This window comes from Candidatus Poriferisocius sp. (genome assembly GCF_965208355.1).
GTDB lineage: Bacteria > Actinomycetota > Acidimicrobiia > Acidimicrobiales > Bin134 > Poriferisocius.
This window is the reverse complement of sequence record NZ_CBDBOM010000003.1, coordinates 3,290,941-3,311,396: the sequence shown is the minus strand read 5'-3', so window position 1 is coordinate 3,311,396 and position 20,456 is coordinate 3,290,941. Positions and strand designations below refer to the sequence as shown.

The 20,456-nt window shown below is 67.2% G+C and carries 18 protein-coding genes; 13 read left to right on the top strand and 5 right to left on the bottom strand.

Going from position 1 to position 20,456, the window contains the following annotated elements; genetic code table 11:
- The first annotated feature begins 29 nt into the window (after positions 1-29).
- Genes ACOGXH_RS16640 through ACOGXH_RS16630 form a run of 3 tightly spaced genes read left to right on the top strand, consistent with a single transcriptional unit; the run spans position 30 to position 3,299 of the window.
- The gene (locus ACOGXH_RS16640; RefSeq protein WP_419930205.1) at positions 30-971 is read left to right on the top strand and encodes an aminopeptidase P family N-terminal domain-containing protein; all 942 of its coding nucleotides are present in this window, start codon (positions 30-32) and stop codon (positions 969-971) included.
- Positions 968-2,152 (top strand): amidohydrolase family protein, encoded by a 1,185-nt coding sequence (locus tag ACOGXH_RS16635; protein WP_419930204.1) that lies wholly within the window; start codon positions 968-970, stop codon positions 2,150-2,152. Before ACOGXH_RS16640 ends, ACOGXH_RS16635 begins: the two co-directional genes overlap by 4 nt.
- 37 nt (positions 2,153-2,189) lie before the next feature.
- Entirely contained in the window at positions 2,190-3,299 is a 1,110-nt protein-coding gene (locus ACOGXH_RS16630) for a phosphotransferase family protein (RefSeq protein ID WP_419930203.1), read from the top strand.
- Between the two features lie 4 nt (positions 3,300-3,303).
- Here ACOGXH_RS16630 and ACOGXH_RS16625 read toward each other — a convergent pair whose 3' ends face one another.
- Positions 3,304-4,587 (bottom strand): cytochrome P450, encoded by a 1,284-nt coding sequence (locus ACOGXH_RS16625; RefSeq protein ID WP_419930202.1) that lies wholly within the window; start codon positions 4,585-4,587, stop codon positions 3,304-3,306.
- 42 nt (positions 4,588-4,629) lie between these two features.
- Between ACOGXH_RS16625 and ACOGXH_RS16620 the strand changes: the two genes are divergently transcribed.
- Positions 4,630-5,937 carry an acyl-CoA dehydrogenase family protein gene (locus tag ACOGXH_RS16620; protein ID WP_419930201.1) on the top strand — a complete coding sequence of 436 codons (1,308 nt, stop codon included), beginning with the start codon at positions 4,630-4,632 and terminating at the stop codon, positions 5,935-5,937.
- Here the strand turns inward: ACOGXH_RS16620 and ACOGXH_RS16615 are convergent.
- Positions 5,934-6,314, bottom strand: coding sequence for a YbaN family protein (locus ACOGXH_RS16615; protein ID WP_419930200.1), 381 nt, complete (start codon positions 6,312-6,314; stop codon positions 5,934-5,936). The genes ACOGXH_RS16620 and ACOGXH_RS16615 overlap by 4 nt on opposite strands.
- Positions 6,315-6,348: 34 nt before the next feature.
- Positions 6,349-6,678 carry a hypothetical protein gene (locus tag ACOGXH_RS16610; RefSeq protein WP_419930199.1) on the bottom strand — a complete coding sequence of 110 codons (330 nt, stop codon included), beginning with the start codon at positions 6,676-6,678 and terminating at the stop codon, positions 6,349-6,351.
- Positions 6,679-6,749: 71 nt separating this feature from the next.
- On the opposite strand from ACOGXH_RS16610, the gene ACOGXH_RS16605 reads away from it, so the two are divergent.
- The 4 genes from ACOGXH_RS16605 to ACOGXH_RS16590 are packed head-to-tail and all read left to right on the top strand — an operon-like array spanning position 6,750 to position 12,366.
- Positions 6,750-9,701, top strand: coding sequence for a PQQ-binding-like beta-propeller repeat protein (locus ACOGXH_RS16605; RefSeq protein WP_419930198.1), 2,952 nt, complete (start codon positions 6,750-6,752; stop codon positions 9,699-9,701).
- Positions 9,702-9,746: 45 nt separating this feature from the next.
- Positions 9,747-9,950, top strand: coding sequence for a ferredoxin (locus tag ACOGXH_RS16600; RefSeq protein ID WP_419930197.1), 204 nt, complete (start codon positions 9,747-9,749; stop codon positions 9,948-9,950).
- Complete coding sequence (locus ACOGXH_RS16595) at positions 9,947-11,128, top strand: cytochrome P450 (RefSeq protein WP_419930196.1); 1,182 nt, start codon at positions 9,947-9,949, stop codon at positions 11,126-11,128. Before ACOGXH_RS16600 ends, ACOGXH_RS16595 begins: the two co-directional genes overlap by 4 nt.
- A complete protein-coding gene (locus tag ACOGXH_RS16590; RefSeq protein WP_419930195.1) occupies positions 11,125-12,366 on the top strand; it encodes a CaiB/BaiF CoA transferase family protein in 1,242 nt (413 codons plus the stop codon). Before ACOGXH_RS16595 ends, ACOGXH_RS16590 begins: the two co-directional genes overlap by 4 nt.
- Before the next feature lie 25 nt (positions 12,367-12,391).
- Here ACOGXH_RS16590 and ACOGXH_RS16585 read toward each other — a convergent pair whose 3' ends face one another.
- Positions 12,392-13,369 (bottom strand): class I SAM-dependent methyltransferase, encoded by a 978-nt coding sequence (locus ACOGXH_RS16585; protein ID WP_419930194.1) that lies wholly within the window; start codon positions 13,367-13,369, stop codon positions 12,392-12,394.
- 70 nt (positions 13,370-13,439) lie between these two features.
- Complete coding sequence (locus tag ACOGXH_RS16580; RefSeq protein WP_419930193.1) at positions 13,440-14,342, bottom strand: alpha/beta fold hydrolase; 903 nt, start codon at positions 14,340-14,342, stop codon at positions 13,440-13,442.
- On the opposite strand from ACOGXH_RS16580, the gene ACOGXH_RS16575 reads away from it, so the two are divergent.
- The 5 genes from ACOGXH_RS16575 (at position 14,341) to ACOGXH_RS16555 (ending at position 20,422) form a co-directional block, all read left to right on the top strand.
- On the top strand, positions 14,341-15,168 hold the full coding sequence (locus tag ACOGXH_RS16575) for an enoyl-CoA hydratase-related protein (RefSeq protein WP_419930192.1): 828 nt from the start codon (positions 14,341-14,343) through the stop codon (positions 15,166-15,168). The genes ACOGXH_RS16580 and ACOGXH_RS16575 overlap by 2 nt on opposite strands.
- A 63-nt stretch (positions 15,169-15,231) precedes the next feature.
- Entirely contained in the window at positions 15,232-16,755 is a 1,524-nt protein-coding gene (locus ACOGXH_RS16570; RefSeq protein ID WP_419930191.1) for an ABC transporter substrate-binding protein, read from the top strand.
- A 30-nt stretch (positions 16,756-16,785) separates the two neighbouring features.
- Positions 16,786-18,840: an ABC transporter permease subunit gene (locus ACOGXH_RS16565; RefSeq protein WP_419930190.1), complete on the top strand. Its 2,055-nt coding sequence runs from the start codon at positions 16,786-16,788 to the stop codon at positions 18,838-18,840.
- Positions 18,837-19,607 carry an ABC transporter ATP-binding protein gene (locus tag ACOGXH_RS16560; RefSeq protein ID WP_419930189.1) on the top strand — a complete coding sequence of 257 codons (771 nt, stop codon included), beginning with the start codon at positions 18,837-18,839 and terminating at the stop codon, positions 19,605-19,607. Before ACOGXH_RS16565 ends, ACOGXH_RS16560 begins: the two co-directional genes overlap by 4 nt.
- Complete coding sequence (locus ACOGXH_RS16555) at positions 19,604-20,422, top strand: ABC transporter ATP-binding protein (RefSeq protein WP_419930188.1); 819 nt, start codon at positions 19,604-19,606, stop codon at positions 20,420-20,422. The genes ACOGXH_RS16560 and ACOGXH_RS16555 overlap by 4 nt, the downstream gene beginning before the upstream one ends.
- Positions 20,423-20,456 lie beyond the last annotated feature (34 nt).

Here is a 20,456-nt window from a genome sequence, read left to right as displayed (position 1 = left end):
CTATCTTCGTCCCTCATCGAGGTGCCGACATGAGCCTGCACCTCCAGCGCCGGGCCCGAGCCGTCGACGCCCTGGCCGCCGCCGGGATTGACATGCTGGTCGCCGGCCGACAAGACCACATCAACTACATCACCGGCGCCCACCAGCTCTGGACCGCCGGCACCCGCCCGTTCGGCCCGGTCTGCACCCTCAACACTGCCAACGGCGAGATCTTCCTGTTGTCCACCTGGGACGAGGGCGTTCCCGATGACATCGACCTTGACCACCTCCACGGCATCACCTGGAACGGGGCCATCATCTATCAGCGCCTGGCCGCCAACCCGGGCATGGCCGCCGCCCAGCGGGTCGGCGTTGACGCGTGGTCGCCGGGCATGGCCGGGCTGATCAGGGCCGTGGCCCCCAACGCCGATGTCGTCGCCGTCGACGACATCTTGCTCCAGGCCCGCCGCACCAAAATGCCCTCCGAGGTCGACGCCATCCGGGCGGCTTGCGCCGTGGCCGCCGAAGCGGTGGCCGCCGGCCTCGCCCATCCCGGCACCGACGCCCAGCGTCTGGCCGCCGGGGTGGAGGCCATGGCCCTGGCCGGATCGTCCACCCCTGCCGCCGAGCCTCAAGTCAAGGGCAACATCGTCGACTTCAGCTGCATCCGCTCCCACTACGAGGGCGGCCTGGGCCGCACCGCCGGCGCCACCCCGCCCAACGCTCGCCCCCACGCCGCCCTCATCGCCGCCTGCGTTCCCGGTGCCACCGGCCAAGACCTCCGCCGAGCCGCTCCCGACGGCGATTGGCTGGTGCGGGGAAGCGGCATGGGATTCGAGCCCCCGGTCATCAACGCCCGCTACGGCGCCGACGAAGTCCTCGAAGAACACATGGTGCTCAGCGTGAGCGCGGGCACCGGCGAGGAATATGCTCGCGACACGGTTCTTGTAACCGAATCAACCCCTGAAGTCCTCTCCCCGGAGGAGCCATGAAACTCAACTACGACGCCTACGACGCCGACAACCATCTCTACGAGCCCATCGACGCCTTCACCCGCCACCTGCCCGAGCGCTATAGCAGCGCCATCCGCTACGTGGACATCGAGGGCCGCACCAAGATCGCCATCAACAACAAGATCAGCGAGTACATCCCCAACCCCACCTTCGAGGTAGTCGCCCGACCCGGCGCCTGGGAGGACTACCACCGGGGCATCAATCCCGACGGAATGACCCTTCGGGAGTTCACCGGCAAGCCCATCCGCTGCCTGCCTGCCTTCCGCAACCCCGAAGACCGCGTCAAGCTGCTCGACGAGCAGGGGGTGTACGCCACGCTGCTGTTCCCCACCTTGGCCTCGCTGCTCGAAGAGCGGATGAAGGACGACATCGACCTCACCCACGCCGCCATTTCGTCCTTCAACCGCTGGATGCTGGACGAGTGGACCTTCAACTACCACGACCGCATCTTCCCCGCCCCGATCATCACCCTGCCCGACCCCCGCCGGGCCATCGAGGAGCTGGAGTGGGCCGTGGACAACGGCGCCCGAGCCGTGCTCATCCGGCCCGCACCGGTGCCCGCCGTGCGGGGTTCCCGCTCCATGGGACTGCCTGAGTTCGACGACTTCTGGAATGCGGTGGAGCAGACCGGGATCCTGGTCACCTGCCACGCCTCCGACTCCGGCTACGACACCTACGCCAGCGACTGGGAGGGCGGCCGCGACGAGTTCCTGCCGTTCAAGCCCGCCGCCTTCCGACTGGTCATCAGCCACGGCCGGCCCATCTTCGACACCATCGCCGCCATGATCTGCCACGGCCTGTTCGAGCGCCATCCCAATGTGCGGGTGGCCTGCATCGAGAACGGCTCCACCTGGGTGGGTCCGCTGTTGTCGGAGCTCTCCCAGACCTACGCCAAGATGCCCCAGGAATTCGCCGAAGATCCGGTGGAGACCTTCCGCCGCCACATCTCGGTGAGCCCGTTCTACGAGGAGGACGTCCCCGGCCTGATCGACGACATCGGTATCGACCGGGTGCTGTTCGGCTCCGACTTCCCCCACCCCGAGGGCCTCGCCAACCCGCTCGACTTCTTCAAGGAAGTGGAGCACGAAAGCCCCGAAAACCAGCGCAAGGTCATGTCCGAGAACCTCCAAGAATTGCTCACTTTGAGGCCAGCAGCATGACCAACCGCCAGAGGCTGCTCACGCTTCGACCTGCCGCATGAGCGAACCAGCCAAGTCAACCACGGATTCAAGCGTCTTCTCGCGCACCGACACCGACGATGCCTCCGAGGCCGAGCGCACCAAAGGCCTGATCGAGCCGGTCGCGCTGGGGGAGTGGATGGACGCCCAAGGCCTCCCCGGCCAGGGTGAACCCATCACCAGCCGGTTCATCTCCGGCGGCGCTTCCAACGAGATCTTCGAGGTGTGCCGGGGCGAGCACCGCTGGGCCCTGCGCCGCCCGCCCCGCAAAGTCCCCGACGGCCGCAACGAGACCATGATGCGGGAGTACCGCATCCTCTCCGCACTGGCCGACACCGATGTCCCCCACGCCCGGGCCGCGGCCGGCACCGACGACACCAGCATCATCGGAGCTGCCTTCTACCTCATGGACTTCGTCGACGGCTGGTCGCCCATCAGCGAGCCCGGCTGGCCCGAGCCGTTTGCCTCCGACATGGACGCCCGCCCCGCGCTGGCCTTCGAGTTGGTCGACGCCATCGCCCGGCTGTCCAAGGTCGACTGGCAGGCCAACGGCCTCGAGGGGCTGGGGCGCCCCGACGGCTTCCACGAGCGCCAGGTCGACCGCTGGTACGCCCACCTCGACCGGTTCAAGTTCCGCGACATCCCCGGCCTCGACAGCGCTGGCGACTGGCTCCGGGGCCGCACTCCCCGCAGCTATACACCGGGCATCATGCACGGCGACTACCAGTTCGCCAATGTGATGTTCCACCACGGCGCCCCCGCCCGCATGGCCGCCATCGTCGACTGGGAGATGGGCACCGTGGGCGACCCGCTGCTCGACCTCGCGTGGGTGGTGATGAACTGGCCCGAGGACGAGGCCAGCCGCCCCTCGGTGGGCTATGTCGACTACGAGGGCCTGCCCTTCCGCGACGACTTGCTGGAGCGCTACGCCACCATGTCGGGCCGAGATGTCGACGAGATCGACTACTACGTGATCCTGGCCCGCTTCAAGCTAGCCATCGTGCTCGAGGGCGGCTACGCCCGCTTCGTGGCAGGCGGCGCCGACAACCCCCGCATGGAGGCCTTCGGCCGCGTCGTCTTAGACCTAGCCCGAGACGCCGCCGACTTGGCCCAAACCACCGAGCTCTAGCAGCTCAAACGTCCCAGAGCACCCGCAGCACTGCGGGGGAGCGGAAGGCGAGACCGGCGATGTTAGGGGGCTCGGCGTCGGGGTCGAGGCGCAGGCCGGGGAGGCGGTCGAGCAGGTGCTCGAGCACGGCGCGCATCTCCATCCGGGCCAAGTGGATGCCCAGGCACAGGTGCGGCCCGGTGGCGAAGGCAATATGCGATTTGGGCTGGCGGAAAATGTCGAACACCTCGGGATCGTCCCAGCGGGAGGGGTCGTGGTTGGCCGACCCCAACGAGGTGTTCACCGACGTCCCGGCCCGAACCTCGATGCCGTCCACCACTGCATCGGCTGTCGCGGTGCGGGAGATGCCGGTCAGGGGCGTCTCCCACCGCAGCGCTTCCTCCACCGCCGTGGTCACCAGCGACCGGTCGGCCCGCACGGCGTCGAGCTGGTCCGGATGCGACAGCAGCCCCACCATCATGTTGCTGGCCGCCCGGTAGGTGGTTTCCGCTCCCGCCGGCAAGAGCAACCGGCAAAAGGCGATGATCTCGTCGTTGGTGAGCCGCTGCCCGTCCAGCTCGGCATGGGCCAGCAGGCTGATCAGGTCGTCCTGGGGCTCGGCCCGTCGCTTCTCCACCACCGGCTCCAGGTATTCGTACAGCCATTGCGACGCGGCGAAGCCCCGCTCGATCTCAGAGGCCATGTTGGTGATCTCCACCGCCCGGCGGTAGAAGGCGGGCAGGTCGGACTCCGGCAAACCCAGCGCGATGGCGATCACGTGTATCGGGAACACGAACATCAATTCGTGTACCAGATCGGCCCGCCCCCGGTCTATGAAGGCGTCGATGTAGTGCTCCAGCACCGGGTTCACGATCTCGTGCTCCCACCGCTCCATCTCCCGGCGGGTGAACGCCTGCTGAATCAGCTTGCGGTACTGCCCGTGCTCGGGCTCGTCCATCTCCAAGATGGTGTGGCCCATCACCAGCCCCATCGACTCCGCATAGCCCGCCGACGAGAACGTGGCCCCGTCCCGCAGCACGGCCTCCACCCCGTCATACGAGAGCACGTTCACGATGTCCCGGTCGCCGGCCATCAGGTCGCTCACGCTTACCGCCCCCAGCATCTGCGACACGCTGCCATGGTGAACCGGGCACTTGGCCAGCAGCTCGGTGTAAACCTCGTAGGGATTGATGGAGTGCTCAGCCCCCTGGGCTTGGTCGAAAGCGTCGAACGGGTCGTACCCTTCGTCACCGGGCTCGGGGGCTCGGGCGGCCGCTAAAATCTCGGCCGGAGTCATCTCGAACTTCATATTGAACCACTGTAAATCCAACCCAGAGAGTGCGGTAGTCCTATGGCCATCGATTTTTCCGTCGAACCCGAATTCCAAGAGAAGCTCGACTGGATGGACTCCTTTGTCACTGAGGAAGTCGAGCCCATCGACCTTTACTTCCGCGGCGAGGTCAATCCTTTCGACCGCACCAACGAGACGGCCAATGCCCTGATCCGCCCGCTCCAGAAGCAGGTGAAAGACAACGGCCTGTGGGCTTGCCACATGGGCCCCCACCTCGGCGGCCTCGGCTACGGCCAGGTGAAGCTGGCCCTGATGAACGAGATCCTGGGCCGGGCGCTGTGGGCCCAGGTGGTATTCGGCTGCCAGGCCCCCGATTCGGGCAACGCCGAGATTATCGCCCACTACGGCACCGACGAGCAGAAGGAGCTCTATCTCCAGCCCCTGCTCGACAGCAAGATCTCCTCCACCTACGCCATGACCGAGCCCCAGGGCGGTTCCGACCCCAACTACTTCACCTGCGGAGCCCACCGCGACGGCGACGAGTGGGTGATCAACGGCGAGAAGTGGTTCGCCTCCAACTTCAAGTACGCCAAGTTCATGATCGTCATGCTCATCACCAACCCCGACGTGCCGGTGTACCGAGGTTCGTCGATGATGCTGGTGCCCACCGACACCCCCGGCATCGAGGTGGTGGCCGATGTGGGTCTCGGCACCGAGGACCTCGAAGAAGGCGACCACGCCTACCTCCGCTTCAACGACGTGCGGGTGCCCGCCGAGAACCTGCTCGGCGAGGAGGGGTCGGGGTTCAAGATCGCCCAAACCCGCCTCGGCGGCGGGCGGGTTCACCACGGCATGCGCTCGGTGGGCGTGGCCCAGCGGGCCCTCGACATGATGTGCGAGCGGGTGCTGTCCCGGGAGACCAAGGGCTCGCTGATTGGCGAGAAACAGTCCATCCAGCACTGGATCGCCGACTCTTGGATCCAGATCCAGCAGTTCCGCCTCCAGGTGCTCCACACCGCCTGGCTGATCGACAACGAGGGCGACTACGCCAAGGTCCGCCAGCACATCGCCGGCGTCAAAGTGGCCACCCCCAAGGTGCTGATCGACGTGGTGTACCGGGCCATGCACGCCCACGGCTCCCTCGGCGTGTCCAACCAAATGCCCCTCACCTCAATGTGGCTGAGCGGCCCGGTCATGGGCATCGCCGACGGCCCCACCGAGGTCCACAAAGACACCATCGCCAAGCAGATCCTCAAGAGCTACAAGCCCTCCGACGGCCTCTTCCCCTCCATGCACCTCCCCACCCGCATAGCCAACGCCCGCGCCTACATCGAATCCCGCATCGAACACGAGATAGCCAACCTCTAACGCCTCGTAGGCACTCGACCAAAGATGTACGCCAGCCCCACAAGTCCCAACCCAATCACCACACCCCTCCACGTCCACGAGCTCAAAGCCAGGCCCGTACTCAACCCCACCGCCACCACGATCATGGTCCCGGCAATGATCTTCGCCCGCCACGGCATCCCCAACCCCGACCGGTAGTCGGCCACCAGCTTGCCTACGCCGGGCAGGTTCAGCACCCACCGCTCCATACGCTCGCTGGAACGAGAAAAAGCTGCTGCCGCCATGATGAAGAACACGGTGGACGGCAGGCCGGGAACGATTACTCCCAGAGCCCCCAGCCCAACGCACAGCAGCCCTGCCAGAATCCACAATCCCCGCACCAGCGGGTTGCTGGCCACCTTGGAGTGGCTAAGGGCAGCGGAATCGCCGGGGTCAGCCGGCGAGCTCGACGATGTCACTGACAGTCAGGTAGCACAGCAACCCGATCACCAGAACGTTGATCGTGCTCACCGGCCACTTCAGCCGGTGGTCGGAACCCCAGAACCGTCGGATGCTCAGCCCGTTGAACACGATGGCCACCAGCCCGATAGGCAGGCTTATGGCTGGCCCCACTGAGTCGGCCACCCCCAGCACCGGCAGCAGAAACGGGAGCACCAGATAAGTCAGCAGGCACCGGGTTCCCGACACCACCATCGACTGGCTGAACCGGCGCTCGGCCGTGTTGGGAACCTCGACTTGGGCCGGCGCGGTGTCAACGGTCATTCGCCCTCAGTCTCCCATTCCATGCCGGTCCCCGTCTCACCGGATGGGAGGTTTACTAGCATCGCCAGATCATGACTCGGGCACTGCGCCTAGCCGCCCTCTGCCTCGCGCTCTCCCTCATGGCTGCCGCCTGCGGAGGCGACGACGACCAACCCGCCGCTCCTGAGCCGACAGCCGCGCCAACAGCCGCGCCAACCGGGACTCCCGCCCCAACCGAGGCGGCGCCCGACACCTCCCAACCCGACGCTGCGCCCACCGGTCCCTCCTGCGACTGGCCCATGTGGGGCCACGGCATCGACCGCACCTTCTCCTACCCCTGCGACAGCGGCATCAGCCCCGACACCGCCGGCAGACTCCGCCGCATCTGGTACTTCAACACCAGCGACGTGGTCACCGCTGCCCCGGTGGTGGTCGACGGCGTGCTCTACGTGGGCGATTGGGCCGGTCGCTTCTATGCCCTGAACGCCGACGACGGCACCGAGCTCTGGCACTTTGACGCCGAGTACCACGACAACGTCTACGCCGGGCAGATCACCTCGTCGGCCTCCTACACCGTCATCAACGGCACCCCCGCAGTGGTGTTCAACGCCGGGCGCACCATCCACGCCCTCAACGCCAACGACGGCACCGTGATCTGGACCCACGCCCTGGGTGAGCCCGGCTGGCCCACCGAGCTGGAAACCACCCCCATCGTGGTGGAAGACCGGGTGATCGCCACCTTCGACACCCACAACGCCCCGTTCCCCGCCGGCGTGGTGGCCGTCGGCCTGGCCACTGGCGAGCAACTGTGGCACTTCGACTTGGAAGACGGCGACCACCGGGGCTGTGGGGGCGTGTGGGGATCGCCGTCGGTCGACCTCGAGCGCCGCCTCATGTTCGCCGGCAGCGCCAACTGCCCCACCTCCCCTGACGGGTGGGGGCCCTACACCGAGGCCCTGTTCGCGGTGAACATCGACACCGGCGAGCCGGCCTGGAGCTTCCAGCCCCACCCACCCAACAACGACGACTCCGACTTTGCCGGCGTGCCGGTGTTGTTCACCGCCAACGACCAAGACCTGGTCGGCTTGGGCAACAAGGATGCCGTGTTCTACGTGGTGAACCGCGACACCGGCGAGCTGGTGTGGAGCACCCGGGCCACCAACGACAACGTGATCCGCCCCAACTTCGCCAGCGGCGGCTTCATCGGCCCCGCGGCCTACGCCGACGGGATCATCGCCGGCGGCACCGGGGTGGCCGACTGCCCCTGCATGCACGCCTTCGACGCCGCCACCGGCGACATCGTCTGGCAGCAGCAGGCCGTCGGCCCCACCTACTCGCCCACCACCGAGGTCAACGGCGTGGTGTTCGTGGGGTCGCTCGACTTCACCCTGCGAGCCCTGCGCCTCGACAACGGCGAGGTGCTGTGGTCCGACGAGCTCACCGGGCTCATCTCCGGGGGAGTGGCCATTGTCGGCGATGACATGTGGGCGGTGGCCGGCTTTCGCGAGCCGGGATCGCCCGGCCCGTCGGAAACCTCCGGGGTATTCCGCTACACCGTGGCCCCCGAGGTGGAGGCCGCCGAGCAAACCGCCCCCACCGCCGAGCCGGAGCCCGAGGCCGGCCAGGTCCGCCTGGTAGGAGCGTCGGGCCGCTGCATCGACGCCCCTTGCGACGTCGGCTTCGACTTCAAGACACCGCCGCCGGGAACCGACCCCCATCTCACCCTGTCGATCCAAACCGACCCCTTCGAGCTCACCGCCACCTCCAGCGGCCTGGGCGACCCTGCCGCCTGGCTGCGGGAGGGCAGCGACGCCGCCGCCGTAGGGGCCTCGGCCTATGGCGTGCTGGTGTCCGAGCGCGACGACCGCCCCTCCGGCGGCTACCTGTGTGTGCTCGGAGAAGACGGCGGCTGCACTGCCCGAACCGTGCCTCGCCCTGGCGCCTCCTACAACCGCATCAGCCTGCTGGCCCTCAACGACACGACCACCATTCCCGGTCCCGCCGACGGATTCGACCGTCTGGTGGCCAGCATCGGCTTCAATCCGCCGCTGCAAACCGAGCCCCTCGACCCGCCCACCTACCTGGTGTTCAGCCCCCAGGGCAACAACCTGGTGGTGTACGGCGACAACGGCGCCACCCAGCGCCTCATCACCAACGCCCGAGAAGATCCCAACGGCCGCGACATCAACGGCCAGGTGTGCTTCACCGGCGACGGCCGGTTCATCGCAGGCGAGGACACCGGCCAGCCCGAGATCCCCGCCGGTTTCGGCATATTCCAACTCGAAGGCGACAAGCTGGGCAGCCTCACCGCCACCCAGGTCGGCAAGCTCACCCCCGATTTCGAAGCCGCCGACAACCAGCCCGAGCCCTACGGCTGCGCCTTCTTGCCCGACGGCCGCCTGCTCACCACCGACGTAGGCAACCAGGCATCGGGTCCGGGCACCGGCCAGCTCACCGTGTGGTTCCCGCCCTACGACGACGCCCGCTGCGTGGTGGCCGACGACATCGCCACCGCCCAGCAGCTGGCCGCCGACGGCAACGATGTGCTGGTGGCCTCGGCCCGCGCCCCCACCATCGGGGTGCAGCGCTTCTCCAACCTGCCCCGCACCGAGCAGGAGTGCGATCCCGCTGCGGTCACCGTCGAGCTGTTCATCGCCGTGGGCGACGGCGTGACCCTCACCACCGGCATCGCGGCCGACGGCCACGGCGGCTGGTACGTATCCGACACGCTCACCGGCGTCATCAACCAGTACGACGGCGACGGCCACTACCTGCGCACCGTGCTGGCCCCGCCCGAGGGCGAGGGGCTGGGCCTAGAGCCCATCAGCACCGGTTCCCCCCTGGGCATCGCCGTGGGCCTCGACGGCACCCTCTACTACGCCGATTTGGCCCTGGCCCTGAACAACGGAAACATCGGCCCCACTGGTGGCCAGGGCACCGTGCGCCGCATCCGCTTCGACGCCGACAACCAGCCCCTGCCCCCCGAGACCATCGACTACGGCCTCAACTTCCCCGACGGCCTCGGCGTCCTCCCCATCCCATAACGCCCACAATGAGTCTCCCCCGCAGCGGCACTACGCTTCGCGCTGATGCGCATCCGGGTCGACACCAAGCTCTGCCAGGGCCACGGCCGCTGCTACATGCTGGCCCCCGACCTGTTCGACGCCGACGACGACGGCTACAGCCAACCCACCGTCGAGCGCACCGTGGGCCCTGAGCTGGCCGACCAAGCCCGCCGGGCGTTCATGAACTGCCCCGAAGACGCCATCATCCTGACCGAGGAGACCCGATGACCGACGCCGTTCCCCAATCCCGCTACACGCTGGAGCGCCCCGAAGAAGCTATCGACCCCCAGAGCATCTACCGGGAACTGCGCGACAACGCCCCGGTCGTCCAGCTTTCCGGGCGGTCCACCACCGGCACGATCACCATTTCCCGCCACGAAGACGTGATGAGTGCCCTGCGCACCCCCGACGTGTACTCCTCCGACTCCTCCGCGGTCCAAATCGGCAACATCCGCCCCTTGGTCCCACTCCAGGTCGATCCGCCCCACCACAGCAAGCACCGCAAGGCGCTCGATCCCCTGTTCGCCCCCAAGCAGATGGTCAAGTACGAGCCCCGGGTGCGGGAGCTGATCCGCGAGCTCATCGACGAGGTGGCCGACCAAGGCCATTGCAACTTCCATGAGGCCATCGCCGAGCCCCTGCCCTCCACCATCTTCTTGGAGCTGCTCGGTCTGCCGGTCAGCCGGGTAGACGAGTTCTTGGCCCTCAAAGACGGCATCATCCGCCCGCCGGCCCGCTCCCTGGAGGAGCGCTATGAGATGGTGAAGGCCACCGGCCAGAAGATCTACGCCGTGCTTGAAGAGGTGGTGGAAGCCCGCATGGCCGAGCGCCAAGACGACTTCTTGTCCACCATCATCGACGCCAAGGTCGACGGCCAACCCCTCAGCCGCGACGACGTGGTCGACATCGGCTACTTGTTCTTCCTGGCCGGGCTCGACACCGTGTCGGCCTCGCTGGAGTGCATCGTGGCCTACTTGGCCCAGAACCCCGGTCACCGCCAGCGGGTGGCCGACGACCCGGCCGTCATCCCCCACGCCATCGAGGAGCTGCTGCGCTACGAGAGCCCGGTGCCCGTCGTGCCCCGTATCACCGCAACCGAAACCGAGGTGGCCGGCTGTCCCATCTCCGCCGGATCCCGCATAACCGTTCTGCTCGGCTCGGCCAACACCGACGAGCGGTTCTGGGACAATCCCAATGAGGTGGACTTCGATCGGGAGTCCAACAAGCACTTGGGCTTCGGCGGCGGCGTCCACCGTTGCCTGGGCTCCCATCTAGCCCGCATGGAGCTGCGGGTGGCCCTTGAGGAGTGGCACGCCCGGGTGCCCGACTACGGTCTGGCCGACGGCTTGGAGCTGCGCTACAGCCCCGGCATCCGCCAAATCGACAACCTGGAGCTGGTGTGGTGAGCGAGAACACAGTCCCTGTCAGCCGCCCTCTCGAGGGCGTCCGCGTCATCGAGGTGGCCAGCTGGATGTTCGTCCCCTCCGGCGGCTCGGTGCTGGTCGACTGGGGGGCCGACGTCATCAAAGTGGAGCACCCGGTCACCGGCGACCCCCAGCGGGGGCTAATCACTTCGGGCCTCGTTCCCGGCGGCGCCGGCGGCGTGAACTTCATGATCGAGCAGCCCAACCGGGGCAAGCGCTCCATCGGGCTGAACCTGGCCCATCCCGACGGCCGGGAGATGCTGATGAAGCTGGTGGAGACCGCCGATGTGTTCCTCACCAACTACATGCCTCCGGTGCGCCGCAAGCTCCGCATCGACACCGACGATCTGCGCGAGCGCAACCCCCAGATCATCATTGCCCGGGGCTCGGGCCAGGGCCCTCACGGCCCCGACGCTGAGAAGGGCGGCTACGACGGTGCCTCCTTCTGGGCCCGGGGCGGCATGGGCGCCACCCTGCCAGCCCGCCCCGATGGCTGGCCCATGAGCCAGCCCGCCCCTGCTTTCGGCGACGTCATGGGGGGCATGGCCACCGCTGGCGCCATCGCCGCCGCCCTCTACCAGCGGGCGTCCACCGGTGAGCCCTCCATTGTCGACGTGTCGCTGCTGGCCACCGCCATGTGGCAGCTCTCGCCCCTGGTCATAGCGGGCAAGCTCTTCGGCATGGACCGGCTCCCGCCCCACGACCGCACAAAAACGCCCAACCCCGTGGTCAACACCTACCGCACATCCGACGACCGCTTTCTCAGCTTCATCCTGCTCCAGGCCGACAAGCACTGGGCCCAGCTCTGCGAGTGCATCGGCCGCCCCGAGTTGACCGACGACCCCCGGTTCGCCGACATGGCCGCCCGGGCCGAGAACAACCAAGAGTGCGTCGCCCTCCTCGACGAGGTGTTCGAGTCCCAGCCCCTGGCCTACTGGAAGGAGGCCCTGGCCGACTTCAAAGGGGTGTGGATCCCGTTCCAGACCCTCAGCGAGCTCTACGAAGACCCCCAGGTCGTCGCCAACGGCTATCTCCCGGCCATGACCACCGGCAACGGCCAAGAGGTCCAGCTCGTGGCCAACCCCGCCATGTTCAACGAGCAGCCGGTCACCGTCGACCGCGCCCCCGAACACGGCGAGCACACCGAGACCCTCCTCCTCGAAACCGGAATCCCCTGGGACGACATCGCCGCCATGAAGGAGTCGGGGGCGATCCTCTAGCCCGACGACCCCCCGGGGCTAGTCGCTACCCCGTCTCGGGCTTGCGGGCCAAGAAGCAGTACAGCGGTGTGAAGATCCCGTTCTGGCCCCCTGCCACATAGGCCTTGGCGGTTTCATCCAGCAGCTCCACAACATCGGCGGAGTCCTTGGGGATGATTCTCAGCGTCTGGGCCAGTTTCGATACCCCGTACATCACCTTGCGGCTCAGCGGAATCCGGTGCAAGTCGCTGCCCCGCGTGCCCTTCCCGGTTTGCATGGGCTGATACCACGGTGTCGACAGATCATCGTCCACCACTCCCCGGTCCTTGCCCTCGATGATCTGAAATCCCGCCTTTTCGAGCGCCCGATCCACCTCGCTCGTTGTGGCGATGTCATTGAGCGCGATGCCGTGCCTCAGATCCTGTTTGATGGCCTGATGCCGTTCGTCTTGGGGGTCGAATTTGTCGGTCATGCACATTTCCTGGCCCCAAAACAGGGCGCCCGGCTTCAGCACCCGGTAGATCTCGGCGAACGCGGCGGCCTTGTCCGGGGCATGGCACGTCGACTCGATGGCGTAGGCCCGGTCAAACGTGTCATCGGCGACCGCGCCCATGTCCATGAAGCTGCATGCCATGTAATCGACCATGTCTTCGATCCCCGCCGCCTTGTTCAACGCCTTCGTCCGTTCCAACTGGACTTCGCTGTTGTTCACTCCCACCACCCGCACACCGGCTTCAATAGCCACCCGGCGCATCGGCCCGCCGATGCCGCAGCCCACATCCACCACCGTCATGCCCTCGCGCAGCTCCAGCTTGTCGATCATCAGTCGCTGGTGGCGGACCTTGGAGTCTTCCAGGGTCTCTTGGGGCGACAGGGGAGCGAAGTGCAGGGATTCGCCCCATCCGAACACCATGAATTCGCTGCAAAGGTTGTAGTACTCCCTGACGGTTTCGGCGTGGTTGTAGGCGGAGGGGTCGGCGCCGTCGGCCTGCGCTCGATCAGTCCATCCCTCGAATTGCTGCACCCGATGGCCTACGTTCGACCCGCGGTATGCGGCCTTCAGCCTGCTGGGTAGTTTGTGGAGTTCCATAGTCTCAGTCCGAGAATAGGGCGGCGGCGATGGAGGCGGCGATGCGGGGCGGGTCTTGGAAGGGCCCGAAGTGGGTCAGGTCGTCGAAGCGCAACAGGGTGCTATTGGGCAGTTGCTCGGCGATTAGCGGCGCCGCCATGGCCGGTGGGTCGGCGTCGGTGCCCGCCGCCACGGTCACCGCGGTGGCTACCTCGCCCAGTCGGTCGAACGCCGATCGGTCGGGGTTCTCGAAGATGGTGGCCTCCACATCGCGGGGGCACTTCATGGTCACCGTACCGTCGGCCAAATCCCGAAAACCGTGGTCCACATAGGCCCGCAGCACCTCGGGGTTCAACAGGCTGAACGGGGGCCGGGATCCGTACCGGTCGTAGGCCGCTTGGCGCGACTCGAAGTTCTCCTTGCGCATTCGGGCAATGTCGCCCAGCGCCTTGACTCCGTCGCGGGGCAGGCTGAACGACGGTATGGTCACCGGCTCGAACATCCAGGCCCGGTCAAACGTGCCCGCTCGGGCCTGTTCGGCCTTCAGGATCGACGCCCCGCCCAATGAGTGGCCCGCCGCCAGCCGGGGCTTCGGGTCCAGCGCATCCACCGCGGCCAGCACATCATCAGCCATCCCGTCCCAGTGGTAGTCCTCATCGGGGCCCGACACGCTGTCGCCGTGACCCCGGAAGTCCAGCGCCCAGCAGTGGGCCACCGACGCCAGCTCCCGAGCCGCCGGCTCCCACATCCGCCCGCAGAAGCCGTTGGCGTGGGTCAAGAGCAGGTTAGGTCCGTCGCCCCCCAGGTCGTGCAGCGCCACCTGCGCCCCCTTGGTTGAGGCAATGATCCGGGGCTCGCTCATGGCCGAAGAACCGGTCCCGCTGCGGTGAGAGCAAACATCGGCCCGCAGGTTACGGTTGGCGGCCATGAACGACAACATCGTCCTGATCGACAACCCCCGCCCCCACGTGCGGCGTGTCACCATGAACCGCCCTGAGAAGCGCAACAGCCTCATCCACCCGCTGCGGGGCGCGGTTCTCGAAGCGCTGGAAGAAGCCGACCGAGACGACGACGTCAAGGTCAGCATCGTCTGTGGCGCCGGCCCGTCGTTTTCCGCCGGCTACGACTTGAGCGGGGGCAACGAGGGCTATGAGCTGCCCTTTTACACCCCCGGAGGAGAAGGCCAGTGGCCCCGCCACGTCACCGAGGGCTGGATGAGCATCTGGGACCTGGCCAAGCCGGTCATCGCCCAGGTCCACGGCTACTGCCTGGCCGGGGGCAGCGAGCTGGCCACCGGCTGCGACCTCGTCTACATGGCCGAGGACGCCAAGATGGGCTATCCCGCGGTGCGATTCGGTGTGCCCGACATGCACTTCCACGCCTGGTTCCTGGGCATGCGCAAGGCCATGGAGATGATGCTCACCGGCGACTACGTGACCGGCCTCGAGGCTGTGGAGCGGGGCTGGGCCAACGCCGCTTACCCCGAAGACGAACTAGAAGACGCCGTGCTCGACATCGCCGAGCGCATCGCCCAGGTGCCCACCGAGCTGCTCCAGATGAACAAGCGGGTGGTCCACCGCCAGATGGAGCACATGGGCATGCGATCCGGCATTCGGGCCGGCACCGAGCTGTGTGCGCTGGGCACCCACACCCAGGCCATGGCCGATTTCGTGGGCTCCATCAAGAAGAAGGGCCTCACCACCACCCTGTCGGAGCGCGACTCCAAGTTCGGCGACTACCGCACCAGCCACTGACCGCCCTGCCCAACCCGGTTGGGTTGGGCTAGTTTGACCGGGACAAACGTCAAGGGGGATCTGATGACTGTTCGTTGGTGGAAGCTCATTCTCACTGCACTGGCCGTGCTGGCTCTGGTGGCCACGGCCTGCGGCAACGCCGGGAACGACGACGAAGGGGGCGCGCCCGCGCCTACCGCCGCCCCGGCCCCTGAGGAGTCCGACGACGAGCCCGCCCCGGCCCCTGAGGAGTCCGACGACGAGCCCGCCCCGGCCCCCGAGGAGTCCGACGACGAGCCCGCCCCCGCCCCCGAGGAGTCCGACGACGAGCCCGCCCCCGCCCCCGAAGCTGAGCCCGAGCCCGAGGAGCCCAAGGAGCCCGAGCACCGCCACACCTTCGTGCCCATATCCGGCGTGCCGGGGGTGAACGACGACGAGATCAAGGTCACCTCCATCGTCACCATCAGCAACAACGCCCTGGGCACCAACATCGGGTCCTACAACGACGGCATCGAGGCCTACTTCAACTTCATCAACGACACCGGCGGCATCTATGGCCGCGAGCTGGTGCTGGCCACCAAGCGCGACGACCAGCTCTTCCAGAACCTGCCCGAGTCATTGGCCATGGTTGAAGAAGACGACTCGCTGGCCGCCTTCGTGGCCACCCTGCTGTTTTTCGGGGCCGACACCCTCAACGACGCCGGAGTGCCCACGTTCGGATGGAACATCCACAATGAGTTCGCCGATCGCCGCAACATCTTTGGAAACCTCGCTCCGAGCTGCATCGGCTGCATCCACCAGCTGTTCCCCTATGTCGCCACCCAGGTTGGGGCCACCAAGGCCGGCATCTTCGGCTACGGCAACAGTGAAAACTCCAAGATCTGCGCCGAGGGCACCCGCGACTCCATCGAGCACTACAGCGCCGAGGCCGGCGGCATGACCGTGGAGTTCTTCGACACCTCCATCGAGTTCGGGCTGGTCGGCGGTGTCGCCCCCCAAGTGTCAGAGATGAAGGACAAAGGGGTCGACATCATCTACACCTGCCTCGACCTCAACGGCATGCGCACCATCGCCCAGGAGCTGGTCAAGCAGGACTACCGCGATCAGGTGGTCATGTACCACCCGAACACCTACAACCACGAGTTTGTGGCCGCCAACGCCGACCTGTTCGAGGGCGACTTGGTGTTCACCCAGTTCGTGCCGTTCGAGGCCGAGATCGACAGCGAGCTCCAGCGGAGGTTCTTCGAGTACACCGCCGATCTCAAGCTCGAAGAGCAGACCATCGTCGGCTGGCTCAACGCCCACCTGTTCTACGACGGCCTGTTAGCCGCCGGCCCCGAGTTCGACCGGGCCTCCCTGGTCGATGCGGTGCGGAGCTTTGACGACTACAGCCACGACGGCCTTGCCAACCCGATCGACTTCAGCCGCCAGATCGCCCTGCCCAACGACAACCCCGAGGCCGACTACGAATACCGCTGCATCAACGCCGTGAAGATCGTGAGCGGCGCTTTCGAGCAGTGGACCGGTGAGCCCGGCAAACCGTGGCTGTGCTGGGAGGTCGTCCGAGAAGACTGGCATGATCCCGAGGCCCTCACGTTTGTGAACTGAAAGCCCTGCTGTGCGGAGGCTGAGCCGACGATGACCACCAGCGTCCTCGCCGCCGGGGTCCTGGAGGACACCATCCGGGCGTTCTTCCAGGGCCTGCCCATCGGCGCGGGCTTCGCCTTGGTGGCCATGAGCTTCGTGCTCACCTACAAGACCTCCGGGGTGTTCAATCTGGCCTTCGGAGCGCAGGCCTTCATCAGCGCCGCCACCTACTTCGAGCTGCACGTGCGGCGCGACTGGCCCATCTGGTCGGCCGTGCTGGTGGCGGTGGTGTTGGTGGCCCCGTTGCTTGGCCTGCTGCTGGAGCGGCTGGTCTTCCGCCACGTCCACGCCGCCTCCGCGGTGGCCAAGCTGGTCATCTCGCTCGGCCTGCTGGTGGCGCTGCCCGAGCTTTTCAAGCTCATCGTCGACTACAACCGCGAGCAGCCCTTCGGCGCGGTGGGCATCATCCCCGACGGCACCACCATCTACCGGCTGTTCGGCCGCTACCCCGTCACCCGCGACGAGATCGCCGCCTTCGTGATCGTGGTGGCCGCCGCGCTGGCCCTGGCCGCCCTGTTCCGCTACACCCGCTTGGGCCTTCGCATCCGGGCGGTGGTGCAGAGCCCCCGCATGACCGAGCTCAACGGGGTCAACGCCGACTGGGTGTCGTCGGGCTCGTGGATGCTGTCCAGCTTCTTCGCCGGCCTTGCCGGGGTGCTGCTCGTGCCCACCACCTCATCGCTGGGCACGGTTTTGGAGCCAACCGGGTTCTTCCCCATCGTGATATCGGCGTTGGCCGCCGCCGCCCTGGGCCGGCTGGTGAGCCTGCCCGCCGCCCTGTTCGGGGGTCTGCTGCTGGGGGTGGTAACCACCCAGATGCGCACGCACGTTCCCCGCGACAACGTCATCTTGGCCGAGCTCCAAGGACCGGCGCTGCCCTACGTGATGCTGTTTGCCATCATCGTGTTCTGGCCCGCCATCCGCCGCCAGGTCGCCGGGGCCGACCCACTGCTCGGCGTCTCCCCGCCCCCGCCCGCGCTGGCCGCCACCAGCCGCGGTCGGGGCATGACCATCTACACCCGCATCATGGCCCTGGCTTTCTTCACCGCGGTGGGCATATGGACCTTCGCCTACGCCAATAACTTCTGGATCTCCCGCATCACCCACTCGGTGATCTTCTCCATCATCTTTCTGTCCATCGTGGTGTTCACCGGCCTCGGCGGCCAGATCGCCCTGTGCCAAGTAACTTTCGCCGCCATCGGCGCGTTCGGGGCCATGCAATTCGCCCAGCGCTGGGACATCTCGGTGATCGTGGGCATGGTGGCGGGCGCGGCCATCGCCGCCGCGGTGGGGGCGGTGCTCAGCATTCCGGTCATGCGCCTGGGCGGCATCTGGCTGGCTATCGCCACCCTGGCCTTCGCGTTGTTCTTCCACGACGTATTGGTGAAATACAGCTGGGTAGGCGGCTCGTTGTTCCACGGCCGCGGCGTACCCCGGCCCGAGTTCTTGGGCGTCGACTTCTCCAGTCGAGAGAACTTCCTCATCTTGTGCATCGCCATCTTGGTGGTGGTGGGAGTGCTGGTCATCTTGATCCGAGAGAGCAGCACCGGCATGGCGCTGCGGGCCCTGCGGGGTTCGGAGACCGCCGCTGAGTCCATCGGGGTCATCTCCTGGCGGTCGCGGGTCATCGTGTTCTCGGTGTCGGCGGGCATCGCCGCCATCGGCGGAGGGCTGTTGGCCATGGAGGAGAGGCTGGTGGGCTACGAGGCCAACTTCGATCCCCAGACCGGCCTGTTCTGGCTGGTCATCGTGGTGGTGCTCGGGGCCCGCACGGTGGAGGGCGGCATCCAGGCCGGGGTCGCCTTCGTGATCTTCCCCGAACTGGTGCTCGACCGCTGGCTGGGCTTGCACGGGGCGTGGCGGTACGTGCTGTTCGGCTTCGCCGCCATCTCCTTCGCCCGCCATCCCGAAGGCCTGCTTGAGCACGGCAAGCGCCGCTCCCAGGCCATGATGCAGCGCATGTTCTCCCGCCGACAACCAGCCATGGCCGCAGCCGCCGCCGGATCAGGAGCCGAATTGGGGGCTGAGACAGGAGACGAGCCATGAGCCTGTTGGCGGCCGACGGCATCACCAAGCGGTTCGCAGGCATCACCGCGGTCGACGACGTACACATCGCGCTCGACTCAGGGGAGCGGGTCGGCCTCATCGGCCCCAACGGTGCGGGCAAGACCACATTGTTCAACTGCCTTTTGGGCCTGCTGCGCCCCGACGCCGGATCGGTGAGCTTCGACGGTCACAACATCACCCGCCTGCCTGTCTATCGCCGGGCCCGCCTGGGCATCGGCCGCACCTTTCAGCGGGTGGAGCTGTTCAGCGGCTCATCGGTTCGCGACCACTTGCTATTCGCCCACCGCATCCGCAGCGGCACCGGCGCCCTGTGGAAAGACGTGCTCGGCCTCGGCCTGCCCAAGCCCGCCGAGATAGAGCGCTGCGACGCCCTGCTGGAAAGCCTCGGTCTGGGAGGCATGGGCGACGAGCCCATCGAGGCCCTCAGCCTGGGTCAGAGCCGCCTGGTGGAGGTGGCCCGGGCCCTGATGACCCAGCCCCGGGTGGTGCTGCTGGATGAGCCCTCCTCTGGTCTCGACCGGGACGAGACCAACGCGTTGGCCGACACCCTGGCCCGCATCCAGGACGAGCAGGGCTTCGGCCTACTGCTGGTGGAACACGACGTGGAGCTGGTGGCCTCGTTCACCGAGCGCACCTATGTCCTCGACTTCGGCAAGCTGATCACCCAAGGCCCCACCCCCGATGTGATGCGCGACCCCGAGGTGCGGGCCGCCTACCTGGGCGACTTTGTGGCAGGCACTCAATGACCAGCCCTGGCGACCCCACCGCGGGCACCCCCGAGGCCGCTGAAATGGCCAACGGAGGCGGCAACGGCGTGATCGCCCCCGCGCCCTTGGACATCCCGGTGCTGGAGATGCGCCGGGTCAACGCCGCCTACGGGCCGTTCCGGGCGCTGTTCGACGTGTCGCTGTCGGTGGGGGAGGGCGAAACCGTGGCCCTTTTGGGCCGCAACGGTGCGGGCAAGACCACCGTGGCCCGGGTGGCCAGCGGCCTGGTGGAGCCCACCGAGGGCGAGGTGATGGTCGACGGCAACGACTTCACCAAGGTGCGGGCCCACCGCTATGCCAAAGCCGGGGTGGTCCACGTGCCCGAGGGTCGGGCCGTGTTCCCCGATTTCTCGGTAGAGGAGAACCTCACCCTGGCCTTCTCCCGCACCCACGACCGCTCCGGTGTGCGCGACGCCCTCAGCAGGGCCTTCGAGCTGTTCCCCCCCATTGCCCAGCGCCGCCGCCAGATCGCCGGCACCCTGTCGGGCGGCGAGCAGCGCATGCTGGCCATGGCCCGGGTGCTGGTGGAGACCCCTCGCCTGCTCATCGCGGATGAGCTGTCGCTGGGCCTGGCCCCAATCGTCACCGACGAGGTCTACGCAGTGCTGGGCCGCATCCGCGACGCCGGCACCTCGCTGCTCATCGTCGAGCAGCACATGGGCCACGCCCTGGCCCTGTGTGACCGGGCCGTGTTGTTGGACCACGGCGCCATCGCCTGGCAGGGCCCCACCGACGAAGCCGCCGAGGCCATCGGCACCGCCCTGTTTGACACCGGCGGCGACCACAAAAGTTAAGTTTTGTGTCGCTTCGCCCCCAACTTAACTTTTG